The sequence below is a fragment of the Aminobacterium sp. genome, from assembly GCF_034926885.1.
GTDB lineage: Bacteria > Synergistota > Synergistia > Synergistales > Aminobacteriaceae > Aminobacterium.
Map to the genome: position 1 here is coordinate 15,323 of NZ_JAYFQR010000015.1, position 15,580 is coordinate 30,902.

Consider the following 15,580-nt stretch of genomic DNA (forward strand, 5'->3'; position numbering starts at 1 on the left):
GCAGCCTTGTAGCTGTTTTCTGGCAAACTCAGGCCGGGACCTCTGAAAAAGGGGTCCCGGCTTTTTTTATGCTTTTTTACTTCTACAGAAAAAAGAAGGGAGAGAGAACAATGGACACCAATGAAACGATTCGCATTTTCGACACTACTCTCAGAGATGGAGAACAGGCAGCTGGAATCAATCTCAATAAAGAAGAAAAACTTCAGATAGCAACTCAACTTGCAAAAATGAAGGTTGATATTATTGAAGCTGGATTTCCTGCAGCCTCTCACGGAGATTTTGAAGCTGTAAAACGTATCGCTGATAACGTTTCCGGAACAACGATAGCTGGCCTTGCCAGAACAAAACGTCACGATATCGGTACCGCTTATGAAGCTTTAAAAAGCGCAGCCCATCCGATGATTCACACGTTTATTGCAACAAGTCCTATTCATATGGAGTACAAGCTCAAAATGACTCCCCAGGAGGTACTTGCTGAAGTAGAAAAAGGAGTAACCTTTGCAAGAAGTCTCGTGGAGAGTGTCGAATTTTCTGCAGAAGATGCAAGTCGTTCAGATCCATCCTTCTTAGCTGAAGTCTTTCGTACCGCTGCTCGGTGCGGAGCAACCACTTTAAACATTCCAGATACAGTAGGATACGCTGTACCCCATGAATTTGCAGGGTTCATTAAAACTGTTATCAAGGCATCAGGGCTAAACAATGTAACGTGGTCTGTTCATTGTCACAACGATCTTGGATTGGCAGTAGCAAATTCTCTCTCAGCTATACGTGCCGGTGCCAGACAGGTTGAATGCACAATAAACGGTATTGGAGAACGAGCTGGCAATACGTCTCTTGAAGAAGTTGTTATGGCCCTCAAAACGAGAAAAGACTGCTTTCAATACGAAACAAATCTCGATACGACTTGTCTTTATACGTTGAGTTCACTTGTCTCTCGAATGACGGGGTTTGCGGTTCCTCCCAATAAAGCCATTGTAGGCGCTAACGCCTTTGCCCATGAAGCGGGAATTCATCAACATGGCGTTCTTTGTAATAAAGCCACCTATGAAATTATGAACCCCGAGGATGTAGGAGCCCCTGGAAGCCGACTTGTTTTGGGGAAACACTCTGGGAAGCATGCTTTCAGAAAACAAATAGAAGAGCTGGGTTTCTCTATTTCAGAAGACCGCCTTACCGAAACAATGACCCTTTTCAAAGAACTCTGCGATCGTAAAGAAATTGTAACGTCAGACGATCTGGAGGCAATGATTACGAGCAATCTTTTGGCAAGGGCCCAGTAGACGCTTCATATCTGGTTACCCCAAAAATTAAAGGAGTGTGTCTCTATGGCAAGAACGTTGGTTAGCTCTATTATCGCAGCACATAGTAAGGAATCCGCCAGGGAAGGAGAGATCTGCAAGGTTCGCGTAGACTTTGCTTTTGCTAATGATATTACTACGCCTCCTGCCGTAAACTCTTTTCGCAAAATGGGAGCACGGCACGTCTTTGATCCTCAAAGATGTGCCGTGTTACCCGATCACTTTACACCAAATCGCGACATTGCATCAGCAGAACAGACCAAAAGGGGAAAAGAATTTGCAAAATCACAGAATATGCTCTACTGGGAAGTAGGACGAGTAGGAATAGAACACGCATTTCTTCCTGAACAAGGATATATTCTCCCTGGAGATATTGTAACTGGCGCGGATAGTCATACGTGCACCGGTGGAGCTTTGGGAGCCCTTTCAACCGGAATGGGAAGTTCGGATCTTGCAGCCGTATGGGCGTTGGGCGAAACATGGTTGAAAGTTCCTCAGACATTAAGAGTTGACTTTGTAGGGGAAAGACCGGGCTGGATCACCGGGAAAGATATGATTCTCTCTCTCTTAGGCCAAATAGGCGTTCAGGGAGCCCGTTACATGGCACTTGAATTCGGAGGGGAAGCCGTTGAAAATCTTCCCATGGACGATCGTTTCACCATCTCAAATATGGCTGTTGAGGCAGGAGCAAAGGTCGGCATCTTTGTTCCTGATGAAATGACACTTGAATACGCCTCGAAACGGGCCAAGCGAACCTTTATTCCCATATATCCCGATATAAACGCCGCCTATACTCGCAGAGAAACTATTGATGTAACTCACATGGAGCCAGTCGTTGCCCTTCCCCACTCTCCTGATAATGTAACCTCGGTTTCATCGTGCCATCCTCTCGATATTCATCAGGTTTTCATTGGATCTTGCACAAATGGGAGGTTCAGAGATATAGAGATGGCAGCTCTTCTCATGAAGGGGAAAAAGGTAGCAGAGAATCTTCGATGCATTGTCATCCCCGCATCATATGAAGTTTATAATCGCGCTCTTGAAAAGGGATACATTCAAATTTTCGCCAATGCGGGAGCCGTTGTCTGTACGCCTACATGCGGACCATGCCTTGGGGGCCATATGGGAATTCTGGCAGCGGGAGAACGGTGCGTTTCTACAAGCAATCGAAACTTTGTAGGTCGAATGGGGCATTCCCAAAGTGAGCTTATACTGGCCAGTCCGTTAGTGGCTGCTGCAAGTGCCATTACGGGAAAACTTACAGATCCGAGAAACGTAGCGTCTCATGAATTTTTCACAACACTGGAGGGGAAATAGTATGGCACAAAATCTTCAGGGAAAAGCCTGGACATTTTCAGATAATATTGATACCGACGTCATCATTCCGGCCCGATATCTCACTTCAAGTAATGAAACAGAACTCGGATCCCATTGTATGGAAGATATCGATGCCGAATTTTCTAAAAAGGTAGCAAGTGGAGACATTATTGTGGCAGGTGAAAACTTTGGATGCGGCTCGTCTCGTGAGCATGCTCCACTCGCAATAAAAGGTGCTGGTTGTAGTTGCGTTATTACTGCGTCTTTCGCTCGAATATTTTTCAGAAATGCCATTAATGTGGGGCTTCCCATTTTTGAATGTCCGGAAGCTGTTGCCGCTATCGAAAACGGTGACGAACTTATAATCAAACCAGAAGAAGGAACGATAGAAAATATTTCTCAGGGAAAGGTCTTTTCTGTTGTTCCCTTTTCTCCATTTTTGCAAGAGCTTATAGAACAAGGTGGTCTCATACCTTATGTACAAAAACAACTTTCAGTCAGGGGGGAATAAGATGAACTCTAAAAAATATACATTGGCGCGAATCCCTGGAGATGGAATAGGGCCTGAAGTTATTTATGAAGCATCAAAAGTTCTTGAAGCAGCAGCATCTAAATCAAATTTTGCCATTGAATGGATCGACTATCCCTTTGGGGCTGATTACTATCTTCGCACCAACGAGATACTTCCGGATTCCGCATTGAAAGAAATGGCTTCATGTGATGCTCTTTTCTTAGGTGCTGTGGGGGACCCGCGGGTAAAGCCGGGAATTCTCGAACGGGGTATTTTGCTTACACTTCGCTTCTATTTTGATCAATATGTCAATCTTCGCCCGGCAAAAAGATATCCTAAAGTTCCTCTTCCCATCCAAATAGAGGCAGGAAAAGAATTTAACACCTTAGTCGTTCGGGAAAATACTGAAGACTTTTATGTCGGGATTGGAGGAATAACAGAAACAGGATACATAAAAGAAAAACTTGAATTGCAACGAAATCTTTACTCATTTAAAGGTCAAATCTCGGGCAATTTCAATACAAAAACACGAGGGGCTTTCCAGATGGGGATAGCCTCTGAACCTGGCATTCGTCGAGTTACAACCTATGCGTGCAAAGAAGCAGAAAGAAGAGGAGACTCAAGCATAACTCTTGTTTTAAAATCAAATGCCCTTCCTCAAATGTACGGATTTTGGGAAGAAGTGACGAGAGATGAAGCTTCTATACACAATATGAAGGTATCGATAATGAATGTCGACGCCATGTGTTATCACCTTGTTCGAAACCCTTCTGCCTTTAACGTTATTGTTGCTCCCAATATGTTCGGAGATATAGTCAGCGACCTTCTGGCTGGGTTGTCAGGCGGCCTTGGCGTAGCCGCAGGTGCAGATATAGGAGACAGCCTCTCCATGTTCGAGCCTATTCATGGATCTGCCCCAGATATTGCCGGAACGGGAAAAGCCAACCCCATAGCGGCCCTTCTTTCTGGTGCTCTTATGCTTGCACATCTTGGAGAGAGAGAAGCTGCACATTCTGTTGAAAGAGCTGTCTGCTCTTTCTTAGAAAAAGCAGACTCGCGAAATCTCCCTATGGAATTTGGAGGGAATGGAACAACTTTTTCAGTAACAGAAGCTATATGTAAACAAATCGACTAAAAATTTCTTGACAGATACGCTAGGCTTTCGTATAGTAGGCTATCTGAAGGGAGCGATACTATTGGTTTTTAATGCTACTTTTAATTTTTGTTGTTGTGGGAGAAGAAACTAACTGTCTCCCCGTAGCGTAAAACATCAGGCTGCGGTGGGTATATAGCCCGTTGTAGCCAAAATAAAGCGCTCTCTAATAATAAGAATAGAAAATCGAGATCAGCGGGCTTGTCAAATATGACAAGCCCGCTTTTTTTAAGAAAGGAAGTGATGCCAATGGAATCTGATTGTCCATATGCCTGTTTTCTAAATCAGATTATTTACCGGAGGTATCAAAAAATGAGAAAATTTGTTTCATATGTAATAAACGCTTGGGAGACTCTCAAATCCGATGTTTTAGCTGTTCCAGGAAATGACCCTGCATTTAAGGGGGGCGTTTCAGGATGGCTTGAGGTTATTTTTTGCTATCCTGGCCTTCATGCTATCGTAGTTCATAGAATCATCCATTTTCTACATGCAACCCTTCATATTCCATTTCTTCCACGACTGCTCAGTCATATTATGCGATGGCTCACAGGCATAGAAATTCATCCTGGAGCAAAAATAGGGAAAGGATTTTTTATTGACCATGGTATGGGGATTGTCATTGGGGAAACGGCTGAAGTGGGAAATAACGTAAGACTCTATCATGGCGTAACGTTAGGCGGAACAGGAAAAGAACAGGGGAAACGCCATCCAACAGTGGAAGACAATGTAATGATTGGAGCCAGAGCCTGCCTTTTAGGTAATATCACCGTTGGAGAAGGAGCAAAAATAGGTGCGGGGGCCGTCGTCGTCAAAGATGTGAAAGCAGGTGCCACTGTAGTTGGAATCCCGGCATCTCCATTGGTTCGCCATACAGAAACGGATAGTAATGATACTCCTCTTTCAATAAAGATATTGCTTGATCGAATCAACAGATTGGAAAAAGAACTTGATGCACTGAAAAATTACAGAAATGAGGAGGTTGCTTAACATGATTTATAAAACAGATCAAATTGCCTTGAGACAACTTATTGGACATACGCCTCTTTTTATCCTTCGTCCTGACCCTCAAGCTGCATCTATTGCTATAAAATTAGAAGGTACAAATATCGGTGGCTCGGTAAAAGACAGAGCTGCCTGGGGAATGCTTCGTTATGCAGAAGAGAGAGGACTTCTTCATGACAATACGGTTATTGTCGAACCCACATCAGGTAACACAGGTATCGCCTTAGCCATGCTTGGCCAGGCCCTCGGCCTCAAAGTTATTTTGACAATGCCCGAATCCATGTCACAGGAACGTCGTTCTGTTTTGGCTGCCTATGGAGCAGAACTTTATCTCTCTCCTGCTTCAGAAGGAATGAAAGGTGCCATCGCCCTGGCCCAACGCATTCTCACTGAGACTCCGGGAGCGTACATGCCCGACCAATTCAGTAATCCTGGGAATCCATGGGCTCACAGTGTCACGACCGCACCAGAGATTCTTTCGGAAATGAAGGGAAAGTCGATTGCGGCCTTCGTCGCCGGCATCGGTTCGGGAGGAACTATTACCGGAACAGGAACGATACTAAAAGCTGTTTACCCTGCACTGCAAATTATCGGAGTTGAACCTTCAGGGAGTCCTATTCTCAGCGGAGGAAAGGCCGGGGCACATAAAATTCAGGGGATAGGGGCAGGATTTATTCCCAAAACACTCAAAAAAGAGATACTAACGCACGTAACGACAGTAGAAGACCAGGCAGCATTGGAAACAACTCGCTGGCTTGCTCATCATGTTGGGCTTTTCTGCGGAATTTCTACAGGAGCAAACGTCTGGGCTGCCATTCAGACTGCAAAAAAATTCGGTCCTGACGATATAGTCGTTACAATTGCCTGTGACCGAGGTGACAAATATCTTAGCACTGAAGCATATAAAGCGTAAGCATGAAAGGGAGAGCTTGAAAATAGAGGCTCCCCCTTCTTTTTTATCTTATTAAATATCTGGACGAGCTAAAAATGGAGACTCGTTACGCATTAAAATATCAACGTACTGGGCCCGCTCCCATGAATATGGATCTTTCGCTCTCATCTTGCTTAATACCCCCCTGCACTCATCCAAAACTCCATATCCATGTTTCCCCATCCAGCGTTCAACATCATTGACCATTGTATGTATTGATTCAATACCGTTCTTATAGAGAGCACTGACAACCTGCACACAATCAGCACCAGCAAGTAGCATTTTAGCTACATCTTCTCCTGTAAAAATCCCCCTATTTGCGCAAAGGCTGCCATTGACTGTTCCAAAAAGAAGGGCGATGAAACGAAGTGGCAAAAGAGAGTCTCTCTCATGACTCATAACAATAGTTCTCTCTTCTTTTTCTTCTTCAGGATTTATATCTGGATTGATAAAATTATTGAAAAGTACATATCCCTTTGTTCCCATCTGATCAAGCATTGAAACAAAGTGAAGCGGATTGGTGTAGAAAGGGCTTAATTTTACAGACACAGGAATAGATACCACCCGCAAAACTTCTTGAACAGTGGCTAGCTGCTCGTTTTCGATCTGTGAACCACTCATATTTTTATCTATAGGCATAGCGTAAAGGTTGAGTTCCAGCCCCTGGACTCCCGTCTTGCTTAATTTCTCTGCCCATTCAACCCAAACACTTTTCGTTCCTGCGTTCAAACTCGCAAAAACAGGGACATGGGCATCTTTGATAATTTTATTTACCCACATAATATGTTCTTCTGGACCAGCATGTGCTATTCCGGGATGAAGAGCAATCATCTCTGCGTGTCGTTCGTCATCGTCAGTTAATTCATGTTCGAGAGCCAAAGATTCAAGAGCGATTTGCTCCTCAAAAAGCGATTTGATCACTATGCCTCCCGCGCCTGCTTCTTCAGCTTTACGAATAGTTTCAAGGTTCGATGTAATGCCGCTGGCTCCTACGATAACCGGGTTCTTTAACTCCACTCCCATATACTCAGTTGAGAGATCAATTGCCATGTTACTTCCCCCTTTCTCGTTTGAGCACTTATTTGTCATTGTACCCTAATACACAAGTGAGAAATACTCTTAGTCTATAATATAAATTCCTACTAGCAATGAAAGGAGAGATGAAGATGAACCTTGTACTCGAAACAATAAAAAATCGTCGAAGTATCAGGCATTTCTTGCCTTCCCAAGTAAGTAATGAGGAACTGTCTCAAATACTTGATGCTGGGATATGGGCTCCAAGCGGACATAACGATCAGCCATGGCATTTTACAATTATTCAAAAGAAAGAAATAATCGATATGATCAGCGATAAAACAGTATCTCTTATGAAAAAATCGCCAGTTGATTGGGTTCGTAGAATGGGAGAAAAGGAAGGATTTCATATCTATTACAATGCTCCCACTATTATTATCATTTCGGGTAAAAAAAATGAAGATTCGTTATTGAAACCGATTGCAGACTGCTCAGCAGCCATAGAGAACATGCTTCTTGCAGCTGAATCTTTGAATGTAGGAACATGCTGGATTGGGTTCTCTGGTTTCTTCTTCGCCGCAGCTACACCAGAAGAGCTTAAAATGATCGGAGTTCCAGAAGGATATGAACCTTTTTATAGTATCGCTATGGGATATAAAGATCCAGACCGCCACTACGGAGCACCACGTCGTAAAGAAAATACAATTACGTACATACGCTAAAGCGTAACCATAATATTACAATATAAAGAATCTCCCCGCATCATAAGATAACGGGGAGATTTATTTTTATTTCTTGAAAATAATTGAACGTGCAGCAACAACACCACTTGAAGCAGCCTGAATAATTCCTCGACTGACTCCTGCGCCGTCTCCAGCCATATAGAGATTTTGAATTGTAGGAGTCTCAAGAGTATCTTTCAATTCAAGACGCAGAGAATAAAGTTTGATTTCCACTCCGTACAGAAGCGTATCATTCATATTAATTCCCGGCATAATAATATTGAGAGCCTCTATAAACTCTACAATATCCGTTAGAAAGCGATGGGGTAAAACAAGACTCAAATCTCCGGGCTGAGCTTGGGCGGTAGGTTTTACCATTCCCCTCATGATGCGAGCTTCTGTTGAACGACGTCCATCTCGAAGATCTCCCAAACGTTGAACAAGAATTCCGCCGCCTGCCAACATATTTGCCAACTTGGCGATGTGAGTCGCGTAGCCTATGGGATCATTAAAAGGTTGCGTAAAATTCTTTGTTACGAGAATAGCAAAATTCGTATTTTTAGACTTTACATTCTTTAAACTGTGCCCATTTACCGTTACGAGATCATGAGCCTTATTATATTCATGAACAACAAAGCCTGACGGGTTCATACAAAAGGTACGACAACGATCGTCAAAAGTCGGGGTATTGTAAAGACATTTAATTTCATAAAAGTGATTGGTTAGATCCTGACAAATACTATCTGGTATTTCTACCCGCACCCCAATATCTACTGGCATGGAAGCGATGGGCAGGTTGTATTGATTTACAATGCCTTCAAGCCATGAACTTCCTTCACGGCCTGGAGCTAAAATAACATTATCTGCCTCGATTTCACGCCCATCCTTCAAGGCGATGCCTTCAATAACTCCGTTTCGAACTTTGACCTCCATTACTTCCGTATTCATGAGAATGTCACACTTTTCCTTTAACTCCTCATACATGTTATTAAGCACCATGCGAGAAGCATCTGTTCCTATGTGACGAATTCTAGCCGGTATGATTTTTATTCCGCGACTTGCTGCTCTTTGAATCGTATCTTTTACAATATCCCCTGTCGGTTCGTAATAATTCTTATCTGCGCCAAAACTGACAAAAGCATCATCAACATACCGAATCATATTCTCAAGCGCATCTTCGCCTATGCACTCTTCGAGATTTCCGCCAAAGCCAGTGGTCAGCGTGAGCTTTCCGTCAGAGGCAGATCCGGCCCCACCCCATCCAGAAACGATATTACACGAGTTGCAATTGACACATACAGGGGAAAGTCCCTCAAGAATAGGACATTTTCTGTCTTTTATAACTTTTCCTTTGTCAACTATAAGAACTTTCTTATCATTCTTCACTAACTCCATGGCCGCAAAGATGCCTGCAGGCCCAGATCCCACTATAATAACGTCGTATTTCACCGTTATTTCTCTCCTTCACTATCAAAATTTACTCGTTGGCCACATGGAAAGTATAGGGGTAGGTATCAATAGGTGACCCTTGAGATGATACCATAAAAAAGAGCCCTTCTCCATGAAGAGCTCTTCCGTCATAATGCAGGTGAGATTATTTATTCGAATGATCTAACGATAGCCTTCAAAAGGACCTCTCCATCGAACTTCGATAAGTCCCTCTGAATTGAACATCTCTATAGAATCCACGACTTCATAAAACGCAATAGCATTCTCTCTCTGTACTTTTCCCCTTTTCTTCGCTTTAACCACCCTCATCTCCCCCCTTCTTTTCTTATTGGCGGCATTCTCCTTGGGATAGAGACCTTGACCATAAAAAAAGCCGGAAACCGCTTAAAGCGGATCCCGGCTCTGGTGTTTGTGAGTAAGGGCAATTAAATGCCGATCACACCAGGAGGGGATCCGCTGCTAATAATAACGACTACAGGTAGAGAAATTAGAGACTGAAGAAACATACTTTTAACTAGCTGCATTTCGAACCCTCCTTCTGTGTCCAAATTATTTGAATATTTCCACACATTATATTGTCGATTATTTCACCTGTCAACCCTTTTTGGGCATAAATATTAATACAATCCAGTCAATTTTGGCAAAACCGTAGAGATCCAGGGAAGATAGGTTAAAAGCAAAACATCAACAACCATGATCAAAATAAATGGCCATACTGCTCGTGTAATATCCTCAAGCTTGATATCGGCAATGCTGCACCCAATGAAGAGGCATACACCCAATGGCGGAGTAACCATTCCTATTGCAAGGTTTACAACTAATACGATCCCAAAATGGAGAGGATCTACACCTATCTGAGTAATGACCGGCAATAAGACAGGCACCAAAATAATAATGGCCGCAACTGTTTCCATGAACGTTCCCAAGAAAAGGAGCAAGATGTTAATGAGGGTTAAGATAACAACAGGATTTTTTGAAATCGATAAAATAACCTCTGCAACGGCCTGAGGAACTTGTTCAGCAGTAAGAATCCAGCTGAAAACAGATGAAGTGGCAATAATAAACATGATCATCGACGTTCCCATAACTGTCGTAACAAGAATATTCTTCAGTTGAGAAAGATGAAGTTCCTTATAAATGAAAAAACCGACGATGAAGCCATAAACGACAGCCACTACTGCCGCTTCTGTAGGGGTAAAGACACCACCATAGATTCCCCCCAGAATAATTACAGGCATCATGAGGGCGAGAATTGCCTGTTTAAAAGTTTGCCAAATTCGTCCTAAAGTCGGTTTTTCGTCGCCATGATACCCCTTTTTCCTGGATATTAGCCAGGCTACAAACATCAGAGAACAACCGACAAGAATGCCAGGGAGAATGCCACCCATAAAGAGAGCGCCTATAGAAACTCCGGTAAGAACTCCGTAAATTATCATAGGAATGCTTGGTGGAATCATAACGCCCAAAGTACCAGCAGTTGCTTGAACAGCTGTAGCAAAAGGCTTGTCGTATCCCCGCCGTACCATTGCCGGTATTAAAATAGTTCCAATAGCAGCAACTGTAGCTACCGCTGCTCCTGAGATCGCTCCAAAAAACATACTCGCTATAATGGCAACAAAAGCTAATCCACCAGAAAAACGACCCACAATAGAGTTGGCAAATTCAACAAGACGTCTTGAAATACCCCCAAACTCCATTAACGAGCCCGCGAGAATAAAAAAAGGCACCGCCATGAGAGGAAAAGAATCTGCCGCCGTAAACATTTTTTGAACTATTACTATAGGAGGGATCGCCCCTGAAAAAAGAATAGCGGCAACAGAAGCCAGACCAATAGCTATAGCAATAGGCACGTTTATAACAAAAAACAAAATGAGACTAGCAAAAAGAACAGTGGTCATATGGCTTCATCCCTTCTTCCTACAACAATAGATAAGGCCTGTTCGATGGAATAGATAAACATGAGGACACCACTTACAAAAATGGCTGAATAAGGAATCCCCATGGATATTTCCATCGCCGGAGATCGCTGTCCTGAAACGATAAAAAGAATTCGACGTCCATAAATAACCATGAGTGCGAAAAATACCGCTGCACAGAGAGTTGCCAGAAAAGCAACACCTTTTTTCATTTTTGGAGGCAACATATTTACAACCACTTCCACACCGATATGTGCTCCCCTTTTAACGCCAATACTGGCCCCAAGAAAGGAAATCCAGACAAGAATATATCTGGAAAGTTCTTCTGACCATGGCAGAGAAGAGTGGAGAACGAAGCGAAATATGACTTGTAAGAAAACAACAACAACCATAACAATCAATAAAAGACTGACGGCATATTCTACAATCCGGTTTAAACCGTTAAGCAATTTTTTCAAAAGAATCACACTACCCCTTCTTTCTGCCGAAGAACACCTACAAAAAGGGAGGGAGAAGGAAAAGCTCTCCCTCTCCCTATGACATACGAACGGCTCTAATTTCCTGCAAGAATCTGATCAAGAAGCTTTGCGTCTTCGCCAAGTTCCCCACGGAATTCGTCATAGACGGATTTCGTGGCCTTACGGAAGGCTTCTTTATCTGGTGTATTTATTTCCATTCCAAGTTCTTTCAGTTTTTCTACCTGTTCATTTTCCATTCTCGTAATCTGCTCGCGCTCATAAAGAGCCGATTCTTGAGCAGCTTTCATGAAAATTTCCTGATATTCTTTAGGAAGCTTATCAAATCTAAACTTACTCATTATCAACATCGAGGGAGAAAAAACATGTCCGGTAAGAGAAACATATTTCTGAACCTCGTATATTTTTTGAGTGTAAATAATAGGAATTGGGTTTTCCTGCCCATCAACTGTTCCCTGCTGGAGAGCAGTAAAGACTTCTCCCCATGCCATAGGCGTAGGATCTGCTCCGAGGGCTCTCCAAATAGCCATCTGTACTTTATTTTCCATGGTTCTGAGCTTGAGTCCTTTGGCCTCTTCTGGAGTATTTACGGGATGCTTAGAATTTGTCAGATGGCGGAACCCGTTTTCATACCATGCTAAACCTTTAATGCCTTGTTTTTCGAGAAGGCCCATAATATACTGTCCGATTTCTCCATCGAGAGTTGAATAAGCCTGAGCCTTGTCTTTAAAGAGAAATGGGAAGTCAAAAATCATAAACTTTTTCTCGAATCCACTCATAGGCCCTGTTGAAGAGACGACCAAATCGACAGTTCCTAACTGAAGCCCCTCAATAAGGTCTCTCTCTCCTGTCCCAAGCTGATTATTGGGGAAAAGATTGACCTCTACATCTCCATTTGTTTCTTTCTCGACAATCTCTTTAAACCGTACAGCTCCAAGGTTATAAGGATGCTGATCACTCACAGAGTGCCCCAGCTTAAAGGAGTACTTAGCTGCCCAAGCAGGTTGTGTTACAGTCCCCAGCATAAAAGCACAAAACAAAAGCCCTACAAAAATTATGGTGCTTTTTTTCGTCCCTCTCATCACATGTCCCCCTTTAGACTTCTTCATAAGTTTTTTCTTTTACTGAAACAAGGTTATAAAGAACTTTATTAATAGGCGTCGCGATTCCCAGACGTCTACCTTCCTGAACAACGGCCCCATTTATAACCCCAATTTCTGTTTTACGTTTGTTCGAAACATCCTGAAGCATGGAAGACCTATTTGCTGCGGTAAGTTTGGCAACTTTTCTCGTATGTTCTACTGGATCGTCTATTTCAAGGGTAATTCCCTTTGCATTTGCCACAGCAACTGCCTCTTGTACAGCACAGGCGAGGAGTTCGTCTGTTTCAGAAAAATCTACTAAACGACCATTTTTTAACCCTGTAACAGCTGTTAAAGCATTAATGCCAATATTGACAATCAACTTGCCCCAAATGAGTCCCATTACATTGGGCGATAATTTAACGTTAAAACCACCCTTTTTGAGTAAATCTCCTATCTTTTCAAGGCGCTCATCGATGAAACCAGAGAGCTCTCCGATTACTGTGTCTCCTTGACCTGCATGGCGTATTTTTCCTGGTCCAAGCAATGTGGAACCATGTCCTGTTACACCTGCAATAACTTTTTCTTCGCCAACAACAGCACTTATTTTCTCTACATTACCAAGGCCGTTTTGAAGGGTTAAAACGCTTGTATGCGCCCCAATAATACCTTTCGCACTTTCCATCGCCTGAGATGTAAGCGTGGCCTTAACAAAAACAATAAGGAGGTCGCACTCCCCCGCCTCTTCAGGAGACGTAACAGCTCGAATAGAACGAATCGTACGCTCTCCTCCAATGCCCTCAATAAAGAGGCCGTGGGTATTAATGGCATCTACATGATCTTTCCAAACATCAATAAGCGTTACGTTAAAGCCTGCTTCAGCAAGCATTCCGCCATAAAGGCATCCCATAGCTCCTGAGCCAAGAACAGCTATTTTCATATTTTTCACCTCGGTCTTACTTGCGCAGATCTTTCAAATCGTCTCTGCTCAAACCTCCAAAGGTGTGTTTATCTTCCGGGAAAGAGCCTGAACGGACTTCTTCTTTGTATTCACCAAGAGCCTTTACAATTTCGTCTCCGATTTGAGCATACTGTTTAACAAACTTGGGAAGGAATTTATCGAAGAGCCCCAACATATCGTGGAAAACCAAAACCTGACCGTCTGTATAACGTCCTGCTCCTATACCAATAATGGGAATTGATACAGCTTCTGTAATTGCACGTCCTAATTCTTCAGGAACACACTCTACAACGATGGAAAATGCTCCGGCATCTTCTAGGGCTTTTGCTTCGTCAACAATTTTCTGAGCTGCTTCCAAACTTTTCCCCTGCACCTTAAAGCCACCGAGCATAGACGCCGTTTGAGGCGTAAGGCCAATATGTCCCTGAACGGGAATTCCTGCTTCAACAATGGCAGAAACGACTTCTGGGCGCCCGCCCTCAAGCTTGATCACATCGCAACCGCCTTCTTTCATGAGACGATTTGCACTGCGAATGGCTTGAGAAATGCTTTCGTTATATGAGCCGAAAACCATATCGCCAACAATCATAGGTGTGGGAGCACCCTTTACAACGGGTTTGATGTGAGCAACCATTTCGTCTGTGGTAAGAGGCACTGTCCCATCATTGCCAAGCATTGTCATAGAAAGAGAATCACCAACAAGAATGATCTCGATACCTGACTTCTCAACTAAAACAGCCTGAGCATAATCATACGCTGTAACCATCGATATTTTTTCGCCTTTTTGCTTCATTTCTTTGAGCTTTTGAATCGTTACCTTTGCCATTGCGAGATTCCCCCTCTAGAGATATATAAAGTTTTTATACTTTTTCTTTGTCGATTCAGGATTTGTACCCAAGGGTGGTCGAAAAACGTTTGGCCACATCTATAACCAAATCCCGAATGGCAATAAGACGTTCTGTATCTGCATAAAGGAATTTCGGCACTGCAACACTCAGAGCCGCGAACACTTCCCCAGAATGACCCCATACTGGAGCTGCTACACAAAAAAGGCCTTCAACGTACTCTTCGTTATCGATGCAATATCCTTGTTGGCGTATAGTCACAAGGTGCTCGAGTAATTCATCAAAATTGGTTACGGTATTTTCAGTAAAACGTATAAATGGTTCATCTTGAAGCAAGGCTCTAACTTGATGCTCAGGCATATAAGCCAACATGATCTTGCCAAGGCCAGTACAATAAGATGGCATTCGTTTTCCTATAGAAAGGTCTACTTTTATTGTTGATTGACTTTCGATTTTATCGATATAAATTACGTATTTTCCATCCATGACAGCTAGATTTACCGCTTCGTTCGTTTTCTCTGAAAGCTCTCGCATAAAAGGCATTGCCTGTTTTCTCAGACCAAGAGATTTCACCACGTTATTTCCGATTTCAAAAAGTTTAAAGCTATTGGAATATTTATGATTCGCCTGGTTTTGATTAACGTACCCCAAGCCTTTGAGGGTAGAAACAATTCGATGAACAGTACTCCGTTCTAAACTGAGCAAGTTACTCATTTCGGAAATACCTAACTCGCCACGTTCATCAAGTATTTCAATAATCGACATTGCTCTTTCTATAGACTGCACGTACCCGGAACTTTTTTTGGAACCTGTCACGATAATCTGCCTCCTTCTTTGTAAGGGAGAAAACAGCCACCTCAAAAAGATTCCATAATACGGAATAATATTCATCATTGTGGAAAC

At 42.9% G+C, this 15,580-nt stretch carries 16 protein-coding genes; 7 read left to right on the forward strand and 9 right to left on the reverse strand.

The window, feature by feature from the left end; all coding sequences use genetic code 11:
- Positions 1 to 110: 110 nt before the first annotated feature.
- From VB083_RS06500 to cysK, 6 genes are all read left to right on the forward strand, one after another.
- Complete coding sequence (locus tag VB083_RS06500; RefSeq protein ID WP_307879613.1) at positions 111 to 1,280, forward strand: 2-isopropylmalate synthase; 1,170 nt, start codon at positions 111 to 113, stop codon at positions 1,278 to 1,280.
- 45 nt (positions 1,281 to 1,325) lie between these two features.
- Positions 1,326 to 2,615: a 3-isopropylmalate dehydratase large subunit gene (locus VB083_RS06505; RefSeq protein WP_213691600.1), complete on the forward strand. Its 1,290-nt coding sequence runs from the start codon at positions 1,326 to 1,328 to the stop codon at positions 2,613 to 2,615.
- A 1-nt stretch (position 2,616) separates the two neighbouring features.
- Complete coding sequence (locus VB083_RS06510) at positions 2,617 to 3,126, forward strand: 3-isopropylmalate dehydratase small subunit (protein ID WP_213691601.1); 510 nt, start codon at positions 2,617 to 2,619, stop codon at positions 3,124 to 3,126.
- A 1-nt stretch (position 3,127) separates the two neighbouring features.
- Positions 3,128 to 4,261, forward strand: coding sequence for an isocitrate/isopropylmalate dehydrogenase family protein (locus tag VB083_RS06515; RefSeq protein ID WP_323401884.1), 1,134 nt, complete (start codon positions 3,128 to 3,130; stop codon positions 4,259 to 4,261).
- Between the two features lie 330 nt (positions 4,262 to 4,591).
- Complete coding sequence (gene cysE, locus VB083_RS06520) at positions 4,592 to 5,266, forward strand: serine O-acetyltransferase (RefSeq protein WP_213691603.1); 675 nt, start codon at positions 4,592 to 4,594, stop codon at positions 5,264 to 5,266.
- A gap of 1 nt (position 5,267) precedes the next feature.
- Positions 5,268 to 6,194 (forward strand): cysteine synthase A, encoded by a 927-nt coding sequence (gene cysK / locus VB083_RS06525; protein ID WP_213699461.1) that lies wholly within the window; start codon positions 5,268 to 5,270, stop codon positions 6,192 to 6,194.
- Positions 6,195 to 6,245: 51 nt separating this feature from the next.
- On the opposite strand, the gene VB083_RS06530 is transcribed toward cysK, so the two are convergent.
- A complete protein-coding gene (locus VB083_RS06530; protein ID WP_213695605.1) occupies positions 6,246 to 7,262 on the reverse strand; it encodes a dihydroorotate dehydrogenase-like protein in 1,017 nt (338 codons plus the stop codon).
- Between the two features lie 116 nt (positions 7,263 to 7,378).
- On the opposite strand from VB083_RS06530, the gene VB083_RS06535 reads away from it, so the two are divergent.
- The gene (locus VB083_RS06535) at positions 7,379 to 7,948 is read left to right on the forward strand and encodes a nitroreductase family protein (protein WP_213691435.1); all 570 of its coding nucleotides are present in this window, start codon (positions 7,379 to 7,381) and stop codon (positions 7,946 to 7,948) included.
- Between the two features lie 66 nt (positions 7,949 to 8,014).
- On the opposite strand, the gene VB083_RS06540 is transcribed toward VB083_RS06535, so the two are convergent.
- The 8 genes from VB083_RS06540 to VB083_RS06575 all read right to left on the reverse strand — a co-directional run bounded on the left by VB083_RS06540 (position 8,015) and on the right by VB083_RS06575 (position 15,493).
- On the reverse strand, positions 8,015 to 9,397 hold the full coding sequence (locus VB083_RS06540; RefSeq protein WP_213691436.1) for an NAD(P)/FAD-dependent oxidoreductase: 1,383 nt from the start codon (positions 9,395 to 9,397) through the stop codon (positions 8,015 to 8,017).
- A gap of 162 nt (positions 9,398 to 9,559) precedes the next feature.
- Positions 9,560 to 9,700, reverse strand: a complete 141-nt coding sequence (locus VB083_RS06545; RefSeq protein ID WP_213691437.1) for a hypothetical protein — start codon at positions 9,698 to 9,700, stop codon at positions 9,560 to 9,562.
- 314 nt (positions 9,701 to 10,014) lie between these two features.
- Positions 10,015 to 11,295: a TRAP transporter large permease gene (locus tag VB083_RS06550; protein ID WP_213691438.1), complete on the reverse strand. Its 1,281-nt coding sequence runs from the start codon at positions 11,293 to 11,295 to the stop codon at positions 10,015 to 10,017.
- Positions 11,292 to 11,780, reverse strand: coding sequence for a TRAP transporter small permease (locus VB083_RS06555; RefSeq protein ID WP_307879614.1), 489 nt, complete (start codon positions 11,778 to 11,780; stop codon positions 11,292 to 11,294). The genes VB083_RS06550 and VB083_RS06555 overlap by 4 nt, the downstream gene beginning before the upstream one ends.
- An 86-nt stretch (positions 11,781 to 11,866) precedes the next feature.
- Complete coding sequence (locus tag VB083_RS06560; protein ID WP_213691439.1) at positions 11,867 to 12,871, reverse strand: TRAP transporter substrate-binding protein; 1,005 nt, start codon at positions 12,869 to 12,871, stop codon at positions 11,867 to 11,869.
- Positions 12,872 to 12,884: 13 nt separating this feature from the next.
- The gene (locus VB083_RS06565; RefSeq protein ID WP_213691440.1) at positions 12,885 to 13,811 is read right to left on the reverse strand and encodes a ketopantoate reductase family protein; all 927 of its coding nucleotides are present in this window, start codon (positions 13,809 to 13,811) and stop codon (positions 12,885 to 12,887) included.
- A 16-nt stretch (positions 13,812 to 13,827) separates the two neighbouring features.
- On the reverse strand, positions 13,828 to 14,658 hold the full coding sequence (gene panB / locus VB083_RS06570) for a 3-methyl-2-oxobutanoate hydroxymethyltransferase (protein ID WP_213691441.1): 831 nt from the start codon (positions 14,656 to 14,658) through the stop codon (positions 13,828 to 13,830).
- Between the two features lie 55 nt (positions 14,659 to 14,713).
- Positions 14,714 to 15,493 (reverse strand): IclR family transcriptional regulator, encoded by a 780-nt coding sequence (locus VB083_RS06575; protein WP_213691442.1) that lies wholly within the window; start codon positions 15,491 to 15,493, stop codon positions 14,714 to 14,716.
- Positions 15,494 to 15,580 lie beyond the last annotated feature (87 nt).